Source organism: Vibrio sp. AH4 (genome assembly GCF_030710545.1).
Classification (GTDB): Bacteria; Pseudomonadota; Gammaproteobacteria; order Enterobacterales; family Vibrionaceae; genus Vibrio; species Vibrio metoecus.
Genome location: NZ_JALAIV010000001.1, coordinates 1948555 through 1968939, shown reverse-complemented (window position 1 = coordinate 1968939; position 20385 = coordinate 1948555). Strand labels below are relative to the sequence as shown.

19 protein-coding genes are annotated in these 20385 nt (G+C 46.1%); 4 read left to right on the top strand and 15 right to left on the bottom strand.

Translation table 11 applies throughout. From position 1 onward, the window contains the following. Positions 1–58: 58 nt before the first annotated feature. The 5 genes from oppF to MKA69_RS09245 all read right to left on the bottom strand — a co-directional run bounded on the left by oppF (position 59) and on the right by MKA69_RS09245 (position 5610). Positions 59–1051 (bottom strand): murein tripeptide/oligopeptide ABC transporter ATP binding protein OppF, encoded by a 993-nt coding sequence (gene oppF / locus MKA69_RS09265; RefSeq protein WP_001100189.1) that lies wholly within the window; start codon positions 1049–1051, stop codon positions 59–61. Continuing rightward, positions 1048–2019 carry an ABC transporter ATP-binding protein gene (locus tag MKA69_RS09260; RefSeq protein ID WP_000054403.1) on the bottom strand — a complete coding sequence of 324 codons (972 nt, stop codon included), beginning with the start codon at positions 2017–2019 and terminating at the stop codon, positions 1048–1050. Before MKA69_RS09260 ends, oppF begins: the two co-directional genes overlap by 4 nt. Positions 2020–2046: 27 nt before the next feature. Continuing rightward, positions 2047–2949: an oligopeptide ABC transporter permease OppC gene (gene oppC, locus MKA69_RS09255; protein ID WP_055030948.1), complete on the bottom strand. Its 903-nt coding sequence runs from the start codon at positions 2947–2949 to the stop codon at positions 2047–2049. Between the two features lie 13 nt (positions 2950–2962). Then, positions 2963–3883 (bottom strand): oligopeptide ABC transporter permease OppB, encoded by a 921-nt coding sequence (gene oppB, locus MKA69_RS09250; RefSeq protein WP_009355309.1) that lies wholly within the window; start codon positions 3881–3883, stop codon positions 2963–2965. Between the two features lie 95 nt (positions 3884–3978). Next, positions 3979–5610, bottom strand: coding sequence for an ABC transporter substrate-binding protein (locus MKA69_RS09245; RefSeq protein ID WP_305847894.1), 1632 nt, complete (start codon positions 5608–5610; stop codon positions 3979–3981). Between the two features lie 622 nt (positions 5611–6232). On the opposite strand from MKA69_RS09245, the gene MKA69_RS09240 reads away from it, so the two are divergent. After that, a complete protein-coding gene (locus MKA69_RS09240; protein WP_055034375.1) occupies positions 6233–7045 on the top strand; it encodes a phosphate/phosphite/phosphonate ABC transporter substrate-binding protein in 813 nt (270 codons plus the stop codon). Positions 7046–7048: 3 nt separating this feature from the next. Next, complete coding sequence (locus tag MKA69_RS09235; protein WP_305847893.1) at positions 7049–8653, top strand: ATP-binding protein; 1605 nt, start codon at positions 7049–7051, stop codon at positions 8651–8653. A gap of 20 nt (positions 8654–8673) precedes the next feature. On the opposite strand, the gene MKA69_RS09230 is transcribed toward MKA69_RS09235, so the two are convergent. From MKA69_RS09230 to MKA69_RS09195, 8 genes are read right to left on the bottom strand one after another with little or no spacing between them, the layout of a single operon-like run. Further along, complete coding sequence (locus MKA69_RS09230; protein ID WP_055028663.1) at positions 8674–10017, bottom strand: response regulator; 1344 nt, start codon at positions 10015–10017, stop codon at positions 8674–8676. Continuing rightward, positions 10004–11611 (bottom strand): EAL domain-containing protein, encoded by a 1608-nt coding sequence (locus MKA69_RS09225; protein ID WP_305847892.1) that lies wholly within the window; start codon positions 11609–11611, stop codon positions 10004–10006. The genes MKA69_RS09230 and MKA69_RS09225 overlap by 14 nt, the downstream gene beginning before the upstream one ends. Continuing rightward, positions 11611–12915, bottom strand: coding sequence for a sensor histidine kinase (locus tag MKA69_RS09220; RefSeq protein ID WP_258462726.1), 1305 nt, complete (start codon positions 12913–12915; stop codon positions 11611–11613). Before MKA69_RS09220 ends, MKA69_RS09225 begins: the two co-directional genes overlap by 1 nt. 12 nt (positions 12916–12927) lie before the next feature. Further along, the gene (locus tag MKA69_RS09215) at positions 12928–14247 is read right to left on the bottom strand and encodes a sensor histidine kinase (protein ID WP_055034373.1); all 1320 of its coding nucleotides are present in this window, start codon (positions 14245–14247) and stop codon (positions 12928–12930) included. A 10-nt stretch (positions 14248–14257) separates the two neighbouring features. Then, a complete protein-coding gene (locus MKA69_RS09210) occupies positions 14258–14842 on the bottom strand; it encodes a chemotaxis protein CheC (protein ID WP_000029434.1) in 585 nt (194 codons plus the stop codon). Continuing rightward, on the bottom strand, positions 14839–15204 hold the full coding sequence (locus MKA69_RS09205; RefSeq protein ID WP_001007803.1) for a response regulator: 366 nt from the start codon (positions 15202–15204) through the stop codon (positions 14839–14841). Before MKA69_RS09205 ends, MKA69_RS09210 begins: the two co-directional genes overlap by 4 nt. Positions 15205–15239: 35 nt before the next feature. Continuing rightward, positions 15240–16382, bottom strand: a complete 1143-nt coding sequence (locus MKA69_RS09200; RefSeq protein WP_305847891.1) for an HDOD domain-containing protein — start codon at positions 16380–16382, stop codon at positions 15240–15242. Next, positions 16379–16744, bottom strand: coding sequence for an Hpt domain-containing protein (locus MKA69_RS09195; protein WP_305848236.1), 366 nt, complete (start codon positions 16742–16744; stop codon positions 16379–16381). The genes MKA69_RS09200 and MKA69_RS09195 overlap by 4 nt, the downstream gene beginning before the upstream one ends. Positions 16745–16990: 246 nt before the next feature. On the opposite strand from MKA69_RS09195, the gene MKA69_RS09190 reads away from it, so the two are divergent. Next, complete coding sequence (locus MKA69_RS09190; RefSeq protein ID WP_305847890.1) at positions 16991–17977, top strand: L-threonylcarbamoyladenylate synthase; 987 nt, start codon at positions 16991–16993, stop codon at positions 17975–17977. A 263-nt stretch (positions 17978–18240) separates the two neighbouring features. Next, positions 18241–18729 carry a hypothetical protein gene (locus MKA69_RS09185; RefSeq protein ID WP_001286333.1) on the top strand — a complete coding sequence of 163 codons (489 nt, stop codon included), beginning with the start codon at positions 18241–18243 and terminating at the stop codon, positions 18727–18729. 49 nt (positions 18730–18778) lie between these two features. On the opposite strand, the gene MKA69_RS09180 is transcribed toward MKA69_RS09185, so the two are convergent. Next, positions 18779–19561, bottom strand: coding sequence for an AraC family transcriptional regulator (locus MKA69_RS09180; RefSeq protein ID WP_000048778.1), 783 nt, complete (start codon positions 19559–19561; stop codon positions 18779–18781). 11 nt (positions 19562–19572) lie between these two features. Then, positions 19573–20118, bottom strand: a complete 546-nt coding sequence (locus MKA69_RS09175; RefSeq protein ID WP_305847889.1) for a YbhB/YbcL family Raf kinase inhibitor-like protein — start codon at positions 20116–20118, stop codon at positions 19573–19575. Between the last annotated feature and the right edge of the window lie 267 nt (positions 20119–20385).

Below are 20385 nucleotides of genomic sequence, written 5' to 3'. Positions count from 1 at the left end.
AATACAAAAAAAGCGCGATCCAAACAAGGAATCGCGCTTGGCCCGTCACAGGCTGAATTTATGCCTCAGCGTATAAACAAGACACTGAGTGAATATCCGAACCTTTGATCACAGGTTTGGTTTTCGCACACTCGGCAGTTGCCTGTGGGCAACGGGTGCGGAACACACAACCTGATGGCGGGTTCATTGGTGAAGGCAAATCCCCTTCCAGCATCTGGATGGTTTTATTGCGCTCCAAATCAGGATCTGGGATTGGCACAGCTGACATCAACGCTTTGGTATAGGGATGTTTAGGGTTAGCAAACAGCTCTTTAGCCACCCCAAGCTCTACCGCATTCCCCAAATACATGACCAACACGCGATCTGAGATGTGTTTTACTACCGAGAGATCGTGCGCGATAAACACCAGACTTAAACCGAGCTCTTTTTGTAGCTCTTTCAGAAGGTTAACCACCTGTGCTTGAATCGAAACATCCAGCGCTGAAACCGGTTCGTCACAGATAATCATCTTAGGTTTGAGGATCAATGCTCGGGCAATACCGATACGCTGACACTGACCACCAGAGAATTCATGTGGGTAACGGTTGATCACGTTAGGCAATAAGCCTACTTTCATCATCATCTCTTTTACCCGATCTTTCACGTCTTGCTTTGAAAGTTCAGGATAAAACGTTTGCAGTGGTTCAGCGATGATATCCCCCACCGTCATCCGTGGATTGAGTGACGCCAATGGGTCTTGGAAAATCATCTGGATTTGCTTACGCGTTGCGCGGCGTTTTACTTCTTGCATGCGGGTCAAATCTTGGCCTAACCACACCACTTCACCGTGAGTCGCTTGTACCAAGCCAATGATGGCACGTGCAAAAGTTGATTTACCACAGCCAGATTCACCGACTACGCCTAGCGTTTCGCCTTCATACAGGCGAACGTTTACACCGTCTACCGCTTTCAGTGTCATCGGTTTGGTCCACGGCCAAGCCGATTTTGGCGTGATGTTGAAGTGGACTTTCAGATCTTTCACGTCCAGTAATAATTTTTTTTCTACGTTCATTTTGTCCAAGCCTCCCAATCAGAAAAACACGCACGTTGACGGTCATTGCCAAACGGCAGCAGAATCGGTGCTTCACGCTTACAGCGATCCGTCACACGGTGGCAGCGCTCTTGGTAAGGGCAACCAACAGGCAAACGCAGCAAGTTAGGTGGGTTACCTGGAATGGTTGGCAACACTTCACCTTCCGAGTCCAAACGCGGGATCGCGCTCAACAGACCTTCTGCGTAAGGGTGGCTTGGGTTATAGAAAATATCATTCACTGAACCGTACTCCATGGTACGGCCGGCATACATCACTAACACTTTGTCACAAGAGCCAGCAACCACGCCCAAATCGTGAGTGATCATAATGATAGCGGTATTGAATTCACGTTTCAGATCGTTCAGCAGCTCCATGATCTGTGCTTGAACGGTCACGTCCAATGCCGTAGTTGGTTCATCGGCAATCAACAGTTTTGGACGGCACAACAGCGCCATCGCGATCATCACACGTTGACGCATACCGCCTGAAAACTCGTGCGGATACATAGTGATACGCTTGCGCGCTTCTGGAATTTTTACCGCTTCCAGCATACGTACTGACTCTTCAAATGCTTCTGCTTTACCCATACCTTTATGCAGCATCAGCACTTCCATCAGCTGATCGCTCACTTTCATGTAAGGGTTAAGTGAAGTCATTGGGTCTTGGAAAATCATGGCGATTTGCTCAGCACGCACTTTATTCAGTTCACGCTCTGGCAGATTGAGGATCTCTTTACCCTCAAATTTCGCGCTACCGGTGATTTTGCCGTTTTTGGCGAGCAACCCCATGATGGCAAACACGGTTTGTGATTTACCTGAACCCGATTCGCCAACAATACCTAACGTCTCTCCCTGTTTCAGAGAGAAATTGAGATCGTTCACTGCGGTAACAATACCGTCTTGGGTAGAGAATTCTACGCGCAGATCTTTGACATCTAATAAACTCATCATTGCTTCCTTTTGATTCTTCTTGGTTTATCTGTCTTTCGGATCGAGCGCGTCACGCAGACCATCACCGACATAGTTAAAACAGAACAAGGTCAATACCATGAATGCAGCGGGGAATAGCAGTTGCCAAATGGCCACTTCCATTGTGTTTGCACCCTCTTGTAGCAGAGCGCCCCAGCTCGTCATTGGCTCTTGTACCCCAAGGCCAAGGAAGGAAAGGAAAGATTCCGTCAAAATCATACTTGGGATCAGCAGGGTTGAGTAAACCGCCACAATGCCCAATACGTTTGGCACGATATGGCGAGTGATGATGTTCCAATTACTCACACCACACACATGCGCCGCTTCGATAAACTCTTTGCTACGTAAGCTCAGGGTTTGACCACGCACGATCCGCGCCATATCCAGCCATGCAATCGCACCGATCGCAACGAAGATCAGCACGATATTACGGCCAAAAAACGTTACCAATACGATCACCAAAAACATGAATGGGATCGCGTAAAGGATTTCCAGAACACGCATCATCACACGGTCCGTACGACCACCAATAAAGCCCGATGCTGCACCATACAATGTGCCAATCAGTACCGCAACCAATGCCCCCATGATGCCAACCATCAGCGAGATTCGGCCCCCAACTAGCGTACGCACAAACAGATCACGCCCTAATGCGTCAGTACCAAACCAGTGTTCAGCAGATGGCGCTGCATGCATTGCATACCAGTCGGTGTCTTCATAGCTGTAAGCTGAAAACATCGGTAGGAAAATTACCGCGAGTGTAATTAACATCAGAACGAACAGGCTAACCATCGCTGCTTTGTTACGCATAAAGCGGATGCGCGCGTCTTGCCATAGGCTACGGCCTTGAATTTCAAGGTTTTGCGAGAAACTTTCAATCGCCGCTAAGTTTTCTTTTTTCGTCAACATTATCTAAGTCCTATTAGTAGCGAATCTTCGGATCGATGTAAGCGAGAAGAATATCGACAATCGCGTTAAACAGAATAAATAGGAAACCGATCAGGATCGTTACCCCCATTACCAGAGAATAATCTCGGTTGAAGGCTGCGTTAACGAAGAGCTTGCCAATCCCCGGCAAACCAAAAATGGTCTCAATAACAACTGAACCCGTGATGATACCGACGAAAGCAGGTCCCATATAAGATACGACAGGCAGCAACGCGGGTTTCAGCGCGTGCTTCACCACGATATAACCGTAACTCAAGCCTTTAGCACGAGCAGTACGAATAAAGTTACTGTTTAGAGTTTCAATCATCGAACCACGGGTAATACGGGCAAAAGTAGCCACATACAGCAGAGACATCCCCAAAACTGGCAGAGCCATATATTTGAAGCCGCCGTCTTGCCATCCCCCAGCTGGGAACAGATTAAAATTGATCGCAAAGATATAAATCAGCACTGGTGCCAATACAAACGAGGGCATCACTACCCCTATCATGGCGGTCGACATAATGGTGTAGTCAACCCAAGTGTTCTGCTTCAAGGCGGCAATGGTTCCAACCGTTACCCCCATGATCACGGTGAAGATGAATGCGGCTAAACCGATTTTCACCGACACTGGCAGTGCACTGGCGATCAGCTCATTCACCGTATAGTCTTTGTACTTAAACGATGGACCAAAATCACCCTGAACGATGTTGGTTAAATAGGTGAGATATTGTTCAGAAACCGGCTTATCTAAACCGTATTTAGCGTTGATGTTGGCCATGACTTCTGGCGGCAAAGGACGCTCTGAAGAAAATGGGTTACCTGGCGCGTAGCGCATAAGAAAGAAAGATATAGTAATCAACACCAACATGGTTGGGATTGCTTCAAATATCCTTTTTGCTATGAATTTAAGCATAAACTCACTCTTTCAATCTGTGACAAGGAAAAGAAAAGACCCTGCATGTGAATTTCACATGCAGTGTCTGTGTTATTTATAGTTTTATGGCTCGATTATTGAGCTTTGATGTAAAGATCTTTCATATAGATCTTGTCTTCCGCGTTGTTCGATGGGTAGCCACCAACTGTTGGAGAAACAAGACGTGATCTTACGTATTGATAGATAGGCGCGATTGGCATATCACGAGCCAATAACTTCTCAGCATCAGCATAGAGTTTTTGACGCTCTTCTTCTGACGTTGAAGTCATCGCTTTTTCTAGCGTCGCATCATACTCAGCACTGTGGTACTTAGAGTCATTCGATGAGTTGCTTGACATCAATAGAGTTAGGAATGAAGAAGCTTCGTTGTAGTCACCACACCATCCCGCACGAGTCGCATCAAAGTTGCCTTGACGACGCGTATCTAGGAACGTTTTCCACTCTTGGTTTTCCAGAGCGATATCAACACCCAATGTCGTTTTCCACATAGATTGAACTGCAGTTGCAATCTTCTTGTGGTTTTCTGATGTGTTGTACAACAGAGTGAATTTCAGAGGATTTGACTTGCTATAACCCGCAGCTTCAAGAAGTTTTTTCGCTTCAGCCACACGCTCTTTCTGCGTCATTTTGCCGTAAGCCGGCATTTCTGGGCTGAATCCTGCTGTGATTTCAGGGGTCAGGAAGTATGCAGGCTTTTGGCCTTGACCTAAGATCGCATCAGAGATGACATCACGATCAATCGCATAAGAGAGCGCTTGACGTACACGAACATCATCAAATGGGGCTTTGGCAGTGTTAAAGCCGTAGTAGTAAGTACAAAGTTGGCCTTGTACTTGTACTGATTCTGGGTGCTCTTTTTTCAGACGTTTGAAGTGCTCAAGAGGCAGTTCGTTGGTGATCTGAATTTCACCCGATAGGAAGCGGTTCATCTCTGCCACTTGGTTTTCGATCGGCAGGTAAGTCACTTTGTTCAGAACGGTATTTTTGTCATCCCAGTATTGAGGGTTACGTTTCAGTTCTAAACGCTCGTTCACGACCCATTTGTCGAGAACATAAGCACCGTTGCCTACGAAGTGTTCAGGCTTAGTCCACTGTTCGCCATACTTTTCTACTGTCGCTTTGTGAACAGGCTTCACCGTAGTGTGGCCCATCATCATCACGAAGTAAGGCACTGGGCTTTCCAGTTCAAACATCAGCGTTTTGTCATCAATCGCTTTCACGCCCAAAGTAGACTTGTCTTTTTCCCCTGCGATGATTTCTTTCGCGTTGATCATCTTGGTGTATTTCATATACCAAGAGTAAGGAGAAGCCGTAGCAGGATCGACAGCGCGTTGGAAGCTGTACACGAAATCCTGTGCGGTCACAGGGTCACCATTTGACCATTTTGCTTCTTTACGGATATGGAATGTAAAGGTTTTGTTGTCTGTCGTTTCCCAGCTTTCTGCTACACCCGGTACCACGTTGCCGTTAGCGTCTTGGTTAACCAAGCCTTCTAGCAGGTCACGAATCACGTTAGATTCAGGAACACCTTCGGTTTTGTGTGGGTCTAGTGACGCAACTTCAGTACCGTTACCACGAACCAGCTCTTGAACAGGAGCAAGTTTGGTACCAGCAGGAACATTCGCTGCAAGAGAGGAAAAAGATGTGGCGGCCACCGCTAGACCAGCACTTAACAGCAGTGCTTGGGTGATTTTGTTCTTATACATGCATAAACTCCAAGTTTTAGTATTGCATCCATGACTTCCATGTCAGGTATTCAGAACGGCTGATTGTTGTCGTTTGTCGTATAAGTTTTAAACAAAAACAACTTACACCTGACAGGGATTGCGGCACACATTAGCAATCATTGAATTAATTTGCCATAAAAATGTCTTAAAAACCGACTATCCTCTTTGGTTTTCTCAGACATCAGTAAAAAACTTCACCACTCGTCATTATCTCTAGTGGATTAGAGCGTGGAAGCTGGCCTAAACAGACAATGTGCCAGATTATCTAGTGCGCACCCAATGTACAGCGTATTATGCTAGATAACTCAGATCTATTTAACATTTTGTACACAAACACACCAACTCTTAATGACAATGCACTGTCTAACACGATAAAAATGTGAGCCAACTCAAACCTACGTTTTAAGCAATCGTTTGGTATAAATCACTGGATTTTGTACCAACGTCCTATACCTTCCTCATTTGTCCCATAAGCGTACATTTTGTTGAACAGAATGGAGGCCATTCATCCACAAAAATAGTGAGTTGGAAAATAATCACCAAGCTGATCAACCATTTTCTATACTTACCTCATTAGTATTAGAAAATGAAAGGCAACAATATGCGCTATGGATGGTTTGGTTTCGTTTGGTTTTTCTCATCGTTAACCTTGGCGTCAACCCTTTCCTTTGGTGTTGTGCCACAACAATCTCCTGAAGAGTTGGCTAAACGTTGGGTTCCTATCCTCGAAAGCCTGTCAAAAAGCACGGGCATGGATGTGGAATTTCGTACTGCAGCAACGATTCCTGAATTTGAACAACGGGTGCTAAAAGGAGAATACGATGTGGTGTATATGAATCCTTATCACTACACCTTATTCCACCAAAACCCAGGATACGTCGCCTTTGCTAAACAGAAAGATCAGAAATTACAAGGTATTATCGTTGTAGCGAAACAAAGCCCGATTCGCTCGATTCAAGAGCTCAATCTCCATACTTTGGCATTCCCCTCTCCTGCGGCTTTTGCGGCAACCATTATTCCTCAAGCCTCATTAATTCAACAAGGCATCAATATTGACTCTAAATATGTCTCATCACACGATTCTGTGTATCTCAATGTGGCAAATGGTTTTTTTATTGCCGGTGGGGGGATAAAACGCACCTTTGATACCGCCCCCAAAGCGGTCACCAATCAACTGCGTATTTTATGGGAGAGCCCCAGTTTTACTCCTCATGCTTTTGCTTACCACCCCAAACTCTCTCATGATCAGGTTGTTACGCTACGAGCCGCGCTACTGAATCTTTCCCAAACCGAGCAAGGAAAATTGCAGCTGCAAGCCATTGGATTTACGGGTATTGAAGCTGCACAAGACAGTGACTGGGATGATATTCGCGCTTTAAACATCCAGACGCTGTCTCATCTGCTGAAGGAATAAGCAATGTCGATACGCTTGAAGACAATGCTCGGTGTGGCCTTGATTGAAGCGATTTTGCTCACCATTTTAATCACGTTCACTCTGAGTTATCTCGAATCCACCAACTATAGTGGATTGCAAAAGCGTGCCCAAACAACCATTACTCTGTTTGCCACCATGGTGAAGAACCCTGTACTTGCCTATGATCTTGCTAGCATTGAATCGGCAGCGACCTTGATGATGTCCAATCAAGACATGGTTTACGTGGCCGTCGAAAATCCACATGGTCAACTACTGGCTTTTCAAGGTAACCGTGAATTATTCGAGGCTTATCATACGATTAATGACCGAGATTTTTCCCAACTACAACCGATCTACAGTATCAATGACCAGATTGAAGTCAGTGGAACTGTCTTTGGAACGGTTTTTATCGGCTTTGACCTTTCCTACCTTGAACAACAAATCGGCCATGCGAGACGTTGGACACTGTTGATCGTGCTTGGCGAAATGGGCCTTGTTGCCTTGTTCTCCTATCTGCTTGGTCATGCCCTAACCCGCCGTTTAACTGAGCTGAAAGTGGCGACCGATCAAATCACTTTTGGTAACCGTGATGTACTACTCGATCTGCAAGGGCATGATGAAATTAGCCGCGTGGCACACTCTTTTCAGCAAATGGTGCAATCACTGCGCCACTCTGAATCAACCATGCGTGATTATCAGCATCAACTTGAGCAGTGGAATTTAGAGCTAGAAGATAAAGTCAATCAGCGCACTGAAACACTTCTAGCTAAAAATCAGCAACTTGAAGAAATGAACACCAAGCTGACTCTGATGAAAGATAAGTTAGTCGAAACCGAAAAAATGATCTCGATTGGCACACTGGCGGCGGGATTTGCCCACGAAATCAACAATCCCAATGGCGCTCTAAAAAGCCATTTACAACTGCTCCAACAAGATTTTCAGCAGTTAAAAAGCGGGTTTGAGTCGATTGACACTATGCTCAAAGAGAGTCCCTATTACGCCCCGTTTTGCCAAACCCAACGAGAGCATTACCTTGACGAGAGCTTTTCGGGCATTGAAGAAAGCTTGAAAGATGCCCTGCATTGCGTTGATCGGATCAAAGTGATTGTCGATAAAGTTCAACACTGTCAAACCCAACCCAATACTCACAATAATCATTGGGTTTCGCCATTGAACTTGCTAGAACAGGCGATCCAAACCAGTGACCTGAGCCAGTGGATTGTTTGGAAAGACAAAGCACCTTATCCACCGATGATTTACTGCCATAGCCATGATGTGATCCGCGCCTTCAGTGCGATCTTACACAACGCTTACCAAGCCTACGCGAAAGAAACGCTTGAGCGGCGGATTGAACTTTCGCTGCGCCATACGGCACAACAGCTGGAGCTTGAAATTACTGATTACGGACGCGGCATGAGTGTAGAAGAAAAACAACATGCTTTTGACCCCTTTTTCACCACACATGACGTAGGCCAAGGTGTGGGTCTTGGATTAACAGAGGCCTACAGTAGCATCAAAAAATACGGGGGAGATATCCAACTTTTCAGTGAACTAGGCCAAGGCACTCGGGTTCTCATCACCTTACCTCTGATCCCAACACCTCCTTAAATACGTCATCTTCTCTAGGCTTAGCCGATGTAAACCGGAATCGGCATGTTCATTTCTTGTTCAAGATCTTTGAGTTTACGCAGTAAAGATTCATTCATCTTGTTTCCTGCGGTGAGCATCAAGCTGCCATTAGGCAGATAAATGTCGCGCTTGATGATCATGCCCGGCCGCACTTCACTGAGGCTCACGCACAACTCCATCCCCTCTTCAATACGGGTTATGGCACTCACAATCGAAATGAAGGCTTCAACCACTTGTGTATCGTAGTAAATCCCAGCTTGTTGACGCAGGTAGCCTTGCGCGCTCTTGGTATGCATACGTCTTGGGTTATTAGAGCCTGAGACAAAGAAATCGTAATCCTTCACCACTTTGATGATTCGAGCCCCTATCGGGATCTGTTCCCCCTGTAAGTGATCGGGTTTGCCGGTGCCGTCATACAGCTCATCCTGGTGTCGAATAATTTCCATCAAAGGCTCAAAACGTTTTATCCGCCCAACGATTTCTGCCCCCAAAATCGGGTTCACATTTGGCGTGATCGGGATATCAGAATCTTGATGAACTTTAACCACTTTCCAATCATTGCCAGATTCACCAATCAACCCAATCTGATGCATCAAGCCACATAAGTAAACGTGACTGGCCACGGTTTCGGGTAATTTGAGCTTGATCGCCACAGACTTGGCTTGGTTAGCAATTCGCTCGGCATGATCGGCAGGAAATCCGGTACGATGCTGAATAATGGCCGTGACCATAGCAAGAATATCTTTGAATGTTTTATTGCGCGAGGCTAGCGAAACTTCTAGCCGTTTATTGGAATCTTGGAGTTCTAAGGTGCGTTCTTGAACTTTCACTTCGAGCTCTTGGTTAAACTCCGCCAGCTTCTGGTTATTCTCAGCTAGGGCTTGGTTAGCGACTTCAAGCTCTTTATTGCGCTCCTCCAACTCAATCGTCAGGCGCTCTTTATCTCGGGTTAAACGATAAAACTCAGCCGCCTTTGCCACAATCAACTTAAGGTTTTCATTATCCCATGGCTTGCTGATGTAAGTGTGTATTCCGCCTGCATTGACCGCTCGAACCGTGGATTGAATGTCAGCATACCCAGTGAGCAATAAGCGCACCGTTTGTGGCTGCATCTCTCGTACTTTCGCCAAGAAGTCCGCGCCGTCCATTTCAGGCATTCGCATATCAGAAATAATGATATGAATAGGATTTTCCTGCAGATACTCCAACGCTTCTGCTCCGTTATCGAAGGTGACTACGTTGTAATCCATGCGCAATACTCGGTTAAGCGCTTTGAGGATATCGTTTTCATCATCCAGCAGCAGAACGTTTAACTTATCATCGTGCGTATTATCCATTTGCATAGCGCCCCCTTTCTTTCTTGAGGTATGTTAGGACATTCTGTGGCGAAATCGCGGGGCTGACTAAATACCCTTGCACCATATCGCATCCCATCTCTTTTAGAATTTGGTACTGTTGTTCTGAATCCACCCACTCAGCAATCACTTGCATCGACAAGGATTTAATGCTGGCAATCATGGCATTCACTATCACACCACTCGAATCCGAGCTCCCTAAACTCTGGATAAAACGACCATCAATCTTCACGACATCAAACGGGATCTCACACAAGTACTCATAACCCGAGTAGCCAGTACCAAAATCATCTAAAGCACAGCGTATTCCTAATAATTTTAGCTTATAAATCTCATGTTTAGCGGCATCAAAATCGGCAATCAGATCATGCTCAGTAATCTCAACCGAAAGCCGAGGCAATGCGGCTTCGGCTTGTTGCTGCTCTGCAGTGTTGAGTAACAAGCGGTAGAAGCTGCCGTCGGTCAACATTGCCCCCGGAATATTGACCCCGATGGTGATGTTTTGCAGGCCATCTTGCTCATCCGTCAAGAAGGTCAAAATATCACGTACCATCACTTCGGTAAGTTCAGGGATCAGATGGTACTTTTCCAAGATCGGAAAAAATCGATCTGGCATCTCATGTGTGCCTTGTTCCATCCATCGTCTTGCTAAGGCTTCAAACGCAATAATCTCACCAGAAATAAGGTGTTTTTGTGGTTGATAAAACGCAACAAAACGGCCTTGCTGTAAATCACGATAAATATTCAGCAACTGTTGGATTTCAAGGCCGTCTTTGGTCTTTCCACACCAATGAACCGACGCCTCATCCAATAAAGGGATAGCGTGAGCAAAAGCCTTGTCGAACGACACTGCCACCTCTGACCAAGATTCAATATCGGTAATCCCACAGCGTGGCGTATGACTCAAACCACTTTCCGATCCTACCTCAAAGCTTACCAAGAGTTTAAATAACGTTTGATACCATGAGGTTGATTGGTGAACGACCCAAAACCAACGCTGGCCTTCTTGGTAAAGGTTATCGGTATCCGGTAATTGGCTAATAAGATGCTGAGTAATCAATGCCTGTTGCGGCTCATCAATCGAAGTCGCAACGTCAATGATCAACACCAGGTAGGGATGATCGGCCAGAGAATGCAGAAGAGATATTTGTTTGTTTAGGGCTTGCAGGGTTTTCAACCCCGAGGTGGCATTAAATTCTTGCTCACGATCTAACTCATTAAAACAATGCATGATGGTTTGTAATAAATAGGCTCGATCCCACGGCTTTAATAAAAATTTGTAGAGATCGCCTTCATTTAATGCCCGCGATAATCCATCCATATCCGCCTGACCGGAGAGAATTAACGACATAATCTGCGGATAACGTCGATTAATCTCAATCACCAAATCCGCACCGTTCATACCGGGCATTCGATAGTCAGAAATCACCATCTGGATTGGGTGCTGCTGCAGGATCTCTAAGGCTTCTTGAGCACAGGTTGCGGTATACAAATGAGAAAAATAAGGGCGCAACTCTCGCTTCAACGCATTGAGTACCGCGGGTTCATCATCGACCAGTAAAATCTCGCGGTTTGCCTGCATCAAGCCCCTCCTTGTGCATGCACCGTTTGCGGCAAAATCACATAGACTCGGGTTCCAACCCCTTGCGTTGAACAGAGCTTAATTTTACCGTGATGTTCTTCGATGATTTCACGTGCGACCGATAACCCTAACCCTGCCCCATCCCCCACTTTTTTGGTGGTAAAAAATGGCTCAAACACTTTCTCCAGATGTTCAGCGCTGATCCCTTTACCATTGTCTTCAATCATCACCTGTACACGCGGAATACCTTCACCAGGCCAACGTACCTCACTGATTTCTATATGAACAATACCCTCATGAGTGGCAGAGACCGACTGCACCGCATTGATGATTAAATTGATAAACACTTGTTGGAGTTTGTTGTAACTCCCCCGAATGTAATAAGGTTTATCCGGTGATGGGTAAATAAACTGGGCGCGGAATTTTAAATCACCAATGATCAATGCCAAAGCGGAGCTCACCACGTCACGCATATCGATCTCAGCCAGATTTTCACTCGTATGCGCATACACATTGAGGCTTGAAACAATATTTTTGATCCGTGATAAGCCTTCTAAGCTCTCCATCAAAATCGCTTCACTGTCTGCAATCATTTCTTGTAATTGCGGGTCGTCTATCTGTTCAATCTGCGGATGTTGCTTGATTTGGGCGACATACTCATTGAGAAAACTGAAATTGCTCATCACAAAACCAAGCGGATTGTTGATTTCATGGGCGACACCAGCCGCTAATTTACCCAAAGATGCCAGCTTCTCTTCTTGCTGAACTTGATGCTTGTCGATCACTGATTTTCGAAACTGCAACATGGAGTAAAGCGCACTTTTGGTCACATCAAACAAGGCGTACAACTCATCACGCTGTTGATGGCTAAACCCATTTTCTGAAGGCTGCATCATCAATAAGAAATAGCGGTTTTCTGCGGTATGAAACTTCACCGCCAATGCACTGTGGCATTCAGGGAAATAATGGGCGTATTCTGCCAACCATACGGCATCATCCCGCACATTCGGCAAGCATCGCCACTCTTCATCTAACAAACCCGAGAATGTTCCATGGTTTTGCGCTACATCCGACCCGCCACTGGTTTGAATAACACGCCAACGTTCATCGGCTTGATGTTCGAGCAACGCAATTTGGCACCCCGGTACAAGATCGTGGATAGTGGTCATTAAACTATCAAACTTTCGTTTGGGTTTTACATTGGAAAACAAGACTTTAAGGAAGGCTAACAACGCAAAAGGAATGTGGCTATCATTTCCTTGCGCCACCATGTTTACACATGAAGTTGGTTGTTTATCGACCATGCTCCACCCCATTTACGCCGCATTAGGATCGGTATGGTTTACCGCTTCCGGAGTCGGATTAATCGGTAGACGGATCACAAACTCACTCCCTTTACCCACTTCACTGGTCACACTGATGGTGCCATGGTGCTTATTGATAATGCCGTAGGAAACCGACAGGCCTAACCCTGTGCCCGATCCAACGGGTTTCGTGGTGAAAAAAGGTTCAAAAATTCGCTCACGGATCTCTTCAGGAATGCCGCACCCGGTGTCTTGAATGCGAATCTCCACAAACTCGGCATTGGCGGCCTGTAAAGTAATGGAAATCGTCCCATCACCATCAATCGCATGACTGGCATTGACCAGAATGTTCAACAATACCTGATTGATCTGCATTGGCTGACAAAACACATCAGGTACACTCGGCGCATAATGCTTTTCTACTGTGATGTTGTATTTAATCTCGTTATTGATGATTTTCAGTGTCGATTCGATACAGTTTTCTAAGTTGGCATATCCCCATTCCGAACGATCAACGTGTGAGAATTCTTTGAGGTTTTTGACGATCGACATCACTCGGGAGGAGCCTTCTAAAGACTCGGTGATCAACTCGGCTGTGTCCTCCAAAATAAAATCAACTTGTCCTTGTTTAAGGATGTTTTGGCACGCCTCAATCAATCCTGCATCCTGACCTTGATCGATGATTTGAATGATATTTTTCAACACTTTTTCTAGGCTGTTGAAATAGTCATTTAAGGTCTGCAAGTTGGAGGTAATGAAACCAACGGGGTTATTGATTTCATGGGCGATCCCCGCAGAAAGCTGACCTATCGACGCCATTTTTTCTGATTGAATCAATTGCCCTTGAGCGTCTTCGAGTTTTTTGATCAGTACCTTTTGCGACTGATGTTCCTCTTCCAGCTTCTGTGAAACGCGCTTTAATTCCAATTGCTGGCTCGCTTGAATCGTCACATCGTAAACACACAGACAAACGTGCTCTATCGAACCATCTTCACTATGGATGGGAACGACTTCGAGATCCTGATACATTTTTTCTTCATCGCCGGAAACCGGACGAGAGCTTTTAAATGGCAAAAGATGAGGCTTCTGCTCCCAGCTACTGAAACTCGAAGATTCAATCACCAAGGCGGTATCGATTTTGCGTTTTAGGTAGTCCGCAGATTCAGGAAACAGATCAAGAATGTTCTTTCCTTGCATGGTTTCCCCATCAAAAATGACACGAGATTCAAAATACTCATTCACTTTGACGATCACATAATCGTTACGCACAATGCACAGCGCAAAAGAGAGCTGATCCAGCAGTTCAGAGAGCAACAAACGACTCTTTGCCATACTCGTCTCCTTACATCAACAGTTCATCGAGATGCGCAAATACCTTATCCAATTCTTTATCTGCAAAACAGATGATGGTTTTCGCCGAAAAAGAGGCTTTCTCAACCAAAAAGTTGATTTCCATAATCAGTGACAACCGCCATTGCAAAATAGGCAAAGGCTGATGATTCGGGTCAAAAAGCACAGGAGGCTGAATTTTGGTTTTCAGCTCAATTTGTTGGCAGAGCCCTTTCAAACTCGCGCCCGAAAGAATGTTGGAAATATCCAAAATACTCTCTTCAATGCTCACTAAGCCGTTCATCATCTCTTTGGAATGGTTCAAATTATTGACCACTTGCTCGCAACCACGACGGCTCATTAAGGTGATCAGTTCACCATCCATCCCGCCATAAAAGGATTGCCTAGTGTAATAATAATCGGTGGCATAGGATTGTAGGGCTTGCATATCCTCTTCGGTCGCCACTCGGATATTGGGAACGGAAATGGTGACATGCAAATTGAGCAAGGTAGCCAACTTACTGGCGGCTCTACCCATTGAGATGTTCATAAATTCCTGCAATGCATCTTTATGATCTGCGGAAAGTACTATGCTCATAGCAACCCTGCCTCATGAAGTGTCTGTTCCAGTTGTGCTGGATCAAGCGGTTTTTGCAAAAAATTCAACGCACCCAATTCCCGGACTCGCTGCTGAACTAAAGGTTGAATATCTGCACTGATCACAATGACTAAGCATTTCGCATCAATATGATGAAAATGTTCCAGCACTTGCATCCCATCCATTTCGGGCATAGTCAGATCCAGAAACATCACATCCGCGAGACCATTGTTATAATGCTCGACCGCTTCTTTGCCATTTTGAGCTTCGGTAATTTCCACATCCCAGTGAGGTGGAATCGCCCGAATAACCGACTTTCGAGACATCTTTGAATCATCTGCTACCGTTAGCCGAATCGCCATACATTCACTCCCTTAACAATGCAGTATTTCACTGACTAATCTGGAAAAAACTGCTCTTCCAGTTCCTTGAGCGCACCCTGTATTGATTCAGGTGTCTTCTGCACAAGCTGTCGGTAATCATTGATTTTCCGACAATTTTCAATTTGATTAGCCAAACATGAAAGACTACCAAGCTGTTCTAAATGTTCGCCGCTAAACGTCGTCAATCTTTGGTTGAGAATGATATCCCCTATACCAATATCGTAGCCCCACATAATCAGTATGTATGCCGATATCACATCGCAATCTGCATAACCGGGTTGTAGTTGGTAGAAATCCACAAACTCTTTTTTACTCGCACCATCTTCTAATAAAAGGATTTTTCCGATCGATGTCAGTAGATTTGCCACAAAAATTCGGTCTTGATCTTGGCGCGAATAACCCAACATTTTGACTAATGCTCTGGCAATCGAACTCGATTTAAACGCACAGTCTGCCACCCATTGATGATCTGCCATGCAATTCGGATTACTCGGGTGAATCGCCAGCAGCGATATGGCAATGGACTCCACCAACACCGCCCCTAACCTTGCAACCGCTTCATGCAAAGAATCGGTATTACGACGAAAACCAAAATAGGAGGAATTAGCAATTTGGATGATTTTGGCGGTCAGTACCGGTTCATGCACGATAGTCTCGGCTATCTCATCCATGCTGCAATTGGGCGAAGAGATCACTTGTTGCAGCTTACGCACTGAATTGGGCAAAATCGGGATCTCTTCCAATGCGCCTAAGCGCCTCCGGCATTCATTATTGAACGGCATTTGATAAAGCCGTTCCATGCATAGAAACAGGTGTTCAAAATCTTCATGGGTGAAAGGTTTCGGTAGGACAAATTGCGCGTAAGTATGGGCTTTTTTCGGTAATTCTTGAGTGGTATCCCCCGTCAGTAACACCCGCAAAGTTTGCGGGCTACGCGAACGCACTTCGGTCAGTAAGGTTTCACCATTTTTACCCGGCATCAGTAGATCGGAAATCACCACACTCGGAGGATCGTCGGTATTCACCACCCATTGTGTGGCATCTTCCACTAACACGACCTCCCAACTCGGTCGCATGCGTCGGATCATCCGTCCAAGCGCTTTAAGCATAAAATCATCGTCATCGACACAGACGACTTTCATGATCTCTGTTGTCATCGACTGCTCACTTTTTGCTGTTCTACATAAATCGCAATCTGCCCTAGCACATCACGACTGCATTGGCATAATTCAGCGATCTTTTTGGCATAGCTGGCATGCCATAATGGGTCTGCCGCGGTTTTCATTTCTAGCTGAAAACAGAGTTCCGATAAGGTGTCACACCCAATAAATCGTGCGGAAGATTTCATACTGTGTACCAAACGATGCAGATCACTCACCGATTGTGTGGCACTGATTTCCACCAATTTCGGTAACTGTACATGCATCGTTTCTTGATAGCTGATGAGCATAGATTCTACGAGTTCGCTTCCCACCATTTTGGCGATCGTAGCAGTGTTAAATGCGGCGCTCGGCTCCATATTTTCGTATTCCAGTGTCAGGGTTGCGATATAAACCAATATCTTAACCACAGTGTAGTTCATTATTAGCCCCATGAACGGCCTTGAAGCACAGTTTTAGTTTTAAAGTTAACAATAAACCTCATACTCAAGGTCTGCTGGATTGCGCATAATCTTGAGTAGGGATCTGCGTCAAGGTTTGCTAGAATGCCGCGTTTCAAAACACCGGAAGCCATATTTTTGGTGAATGGTTGATGCGATTAAGTTATGCCGAACCACGGAGATTTTTTGTTGAATACCCAACAGCTTTCAGCGATGACACCTGCTGATATTGAATGCGCAGCGCAGTTACTTAAGCAAGGCCAACTGGTTGCGATACCGACCGAAACCGTCTACGGACTGGCGGCTGATGCCACCCAGCCGGAGGCGGTGAAGCAAATATTTAGCGCCAAAGGTCGCCCAGCCAATCATCCGTTAATCGTCCATTTAGGTTCGGCAGAACAACTTTCCGAGTGGGCTACCGATATTGCTGATGAAGCCTATCAATTAGCGCAAGCATTCTGGCCAGGTCCATTGACGATGCTGCTGCCTAAAGCGGAGCATGTTTCTCCTGTGGTTACTGGGGGCTTAGACACCATTGGTATTCGAGTGCCGGCTCACCCTGTGTTATTGGAGATTTTAAAAGCCCATCGGCTCGCCGTGGCGGCACCCTCTGCAAACCCGTATAAAAAACTCAGCCCGACGTCAGCCCAGCAAGTGCTTGATGGTTTGAATGGTAAACTCGCCGCAGTCTTGGATGGCGGTGAATGCCAACACGGTTTGGAATCCACGATTGTGGATTTAACCTGTAAACCGTTTCGCGTGCTTCGTGCCGGCCCCATCACGGCGAGTGAATTGAGTGCGGTGCTAGGTCAAGAAGTATTGCAACCGCAAGTTCATCACGTTGCGGTGCCGGGAAATGTCGACAGCCATTACCAACCCAAAACACGTCTGCGCATGATTGACGCCATTGACAATGAACTGGTGACGGCGGGCAATATCAAAATCGCTCTATTGCACCTGTCTGAATTGCAAGCCAGTGAGCAGCGTTTACTTAAACCGATGCCGCAGGATGCCAAAGCCTACGGACAAGCGTTATATCGTTCTCTGGCCGAAGTGGATAAATGGGGCGTAGATGAAATTTGGTTAGAGCGCCCACCGCAAGGTGAAACTTGGCTTGCGGTGCATGATCGGCTACGTCGCGCGGCCAGCTAAGCCAATGCCAACGCCGGGTACAGAGAAAAATTGTGACAATTTTTGTGAGCTCACGCAGCAAACTGGACAACCAAACTGAGATGTCAGCAGATATCGGCTTGGTTTTGTTGAGGTGCATCCCCATTGATGTTCACAAAGCTGGTGAAAAAAACGTGCTTTTCAGTCGTCCTTTCAATAAAGATTGATGCACCGCAATGCGCCAACTCGGCAGCCAGATTAATTAATAGCTTCAGTTTTGAAGCGCCACCGATAGGATTTGTAAGATGTCTGATGTTTCTACCACCGTCGATTTTGCCACCCAAACCGTACAGCCTGTAGTTGAGTCAAGTGGCTCAATTTGGGGTTATGTCGTCGGCGGGATCGTCATCGTGATTGCTGCAGGTTATTTTGGTTTTAGAAAAATCAACAAACCTGCGTTTATGATCAAGCAACTGCGTAAACGCAACCAAAAAGAGATGAAAAAGCACGGCGTGGAAAGCGCGGAAGCTATGGGCGATCTCGACCTCGTGCTGGATGCTGTTGAAGCTTACGCCACTGAGAAAAAAATGAAAGGCACCGAAATGGTGAAATTGCTTGCGCCACTCAATGATGCCAACAAAATCAAAACGGCGAGCGACTTCTATCATGCGATGTCTTACATCGCGAAAAGCATTGATAACCAAGCGTTAGCCAAAAATCTGCTCAACAAATCTAAGCAAGTAAAATCCAGCTCTGCTTTGATGGCGGGTTTGCTAAAACGTGCGGGCATTTAATCTCGACAATCCATACTTCAAGAGCCACCTAAGGTGGCTCTTTTTATTTTTACGGCTTATCCGTTAGCGTTTGTAAGTATTGATATGGCGTGATCCGGTACTGCTGTTTAAAGCGCGCAGAAAACCGAGTCAAAGACTGGTAGCCGCACGCGACGGCAACTTCCATCAACGGGCGTAACTCCTGCAACAAGGCTAGCGCATAGTTCATCCGCACTTCACTCAGCACTTCTCGAAAGCCTGTACCTTCCGCAGCCAAATGGCGAGCCATTGTCGCGCGGCTCATCGCAAAGTGGGTGGCTACCGTTTCGATACTATGTTCATCGCCAGGATTGACACTTAAGTAGCGCGCTAGGCGCTCACGCATCAACGCATTTTCGCTAGGAAAGAGCAGGTGCAGCGCTTTGGCATCACGCAATTGGGCATAAAAACCCAGCACAAATTGTCGCTGTGTTTCTTCACTGAGTGATTTTTGGCTCATCTCGTAAAGCAGCTCGAAGCAATAGGCCAGTGCCGTAGTCACTTTGATTCTCGGCTCTGGATCCGACTCCAACTGGCTTGATTGTGCAATCCACTCTGCAGGTGGGGCTTCATGCAAGGTTAATGTCCGTGAATAGAACTGTGCCTGCTGTGGTACATTCACAAAAGTGAGGTACTGATTGGCTGGTAACATCAGCCAATCAGAGGCATGGAAATTGAGCGTCGTGTCATGCCACCAGAGCTGTTTATGCCCATGCGTTACCCAAATAATCGTGGGGGCATAGATCAAGACATTATGCAGAGGCTGTTTACGTAAACCTTTAAACTGCCCCGTCTGGACGATGACCTTACTCATTGCAATTCCTATTATTCGCTCACATACGTCGCGGTGAGAGTCGCTTGCCCCAATGCATTGGCGCGCAACATAAAACCAACCAGAGCATTAGACGCTCCTTGTGGGAGCTCCATCTTCTCGAAAGGCAGAGCCCATACCGTAAATTGATAACGGTGCATACCGTGGCCTTGTGGAGGGCACGCACCACCAAAGCCGCTAAATCCGTAATCGTTGTTCAGCTCACGAATACCTTTAAGTTGCTTGGCCGCACCACGAGCCACACTATGTTGATCCGCCGCGATATCCACTGCTACCCAGTGCCACCAGCCACTGCCCGTCGGTGCATCAGGATCATAAGTCGTAATTGCAAAGCTCTTTGTGCCTTTCGGTGCATTGTTCCAACTCAGTTGTGGGGACAGATTATCACCGCTACAACCAAAACCATTGAAGGCAAATTGGTTCGCCATGCGTGAACCTTCTTGAATGTCTTGGCTCGTGATGCTCATCATTGGGTTGCTGAGAGCGGGCAGGCTGACCGCTGCAGCGGCGAGTACAGGTAAAAGATGACGTGCTTTCATTGAGATTCTCCTCGTTAAGTTGACGTGAGTAATTTACCGCTTCCCCGCCCCATTATAGGCAACAAAAACACTCAATATTAACCTAATAATAGCCGTTTTTGAGTTTTACGGTTATTTCATTTGTGTTCATCTATAGGAAAATGACCATCATAGGTTGGATGAATAACAGGTTTAACCAGTGCGAAAGCCTAGCGATGTAACTTGTCGCTACTTGCTGAGCACGTCATTATCTCGACCTTATATCTTGCCGGTTTGATGTGGCGAATC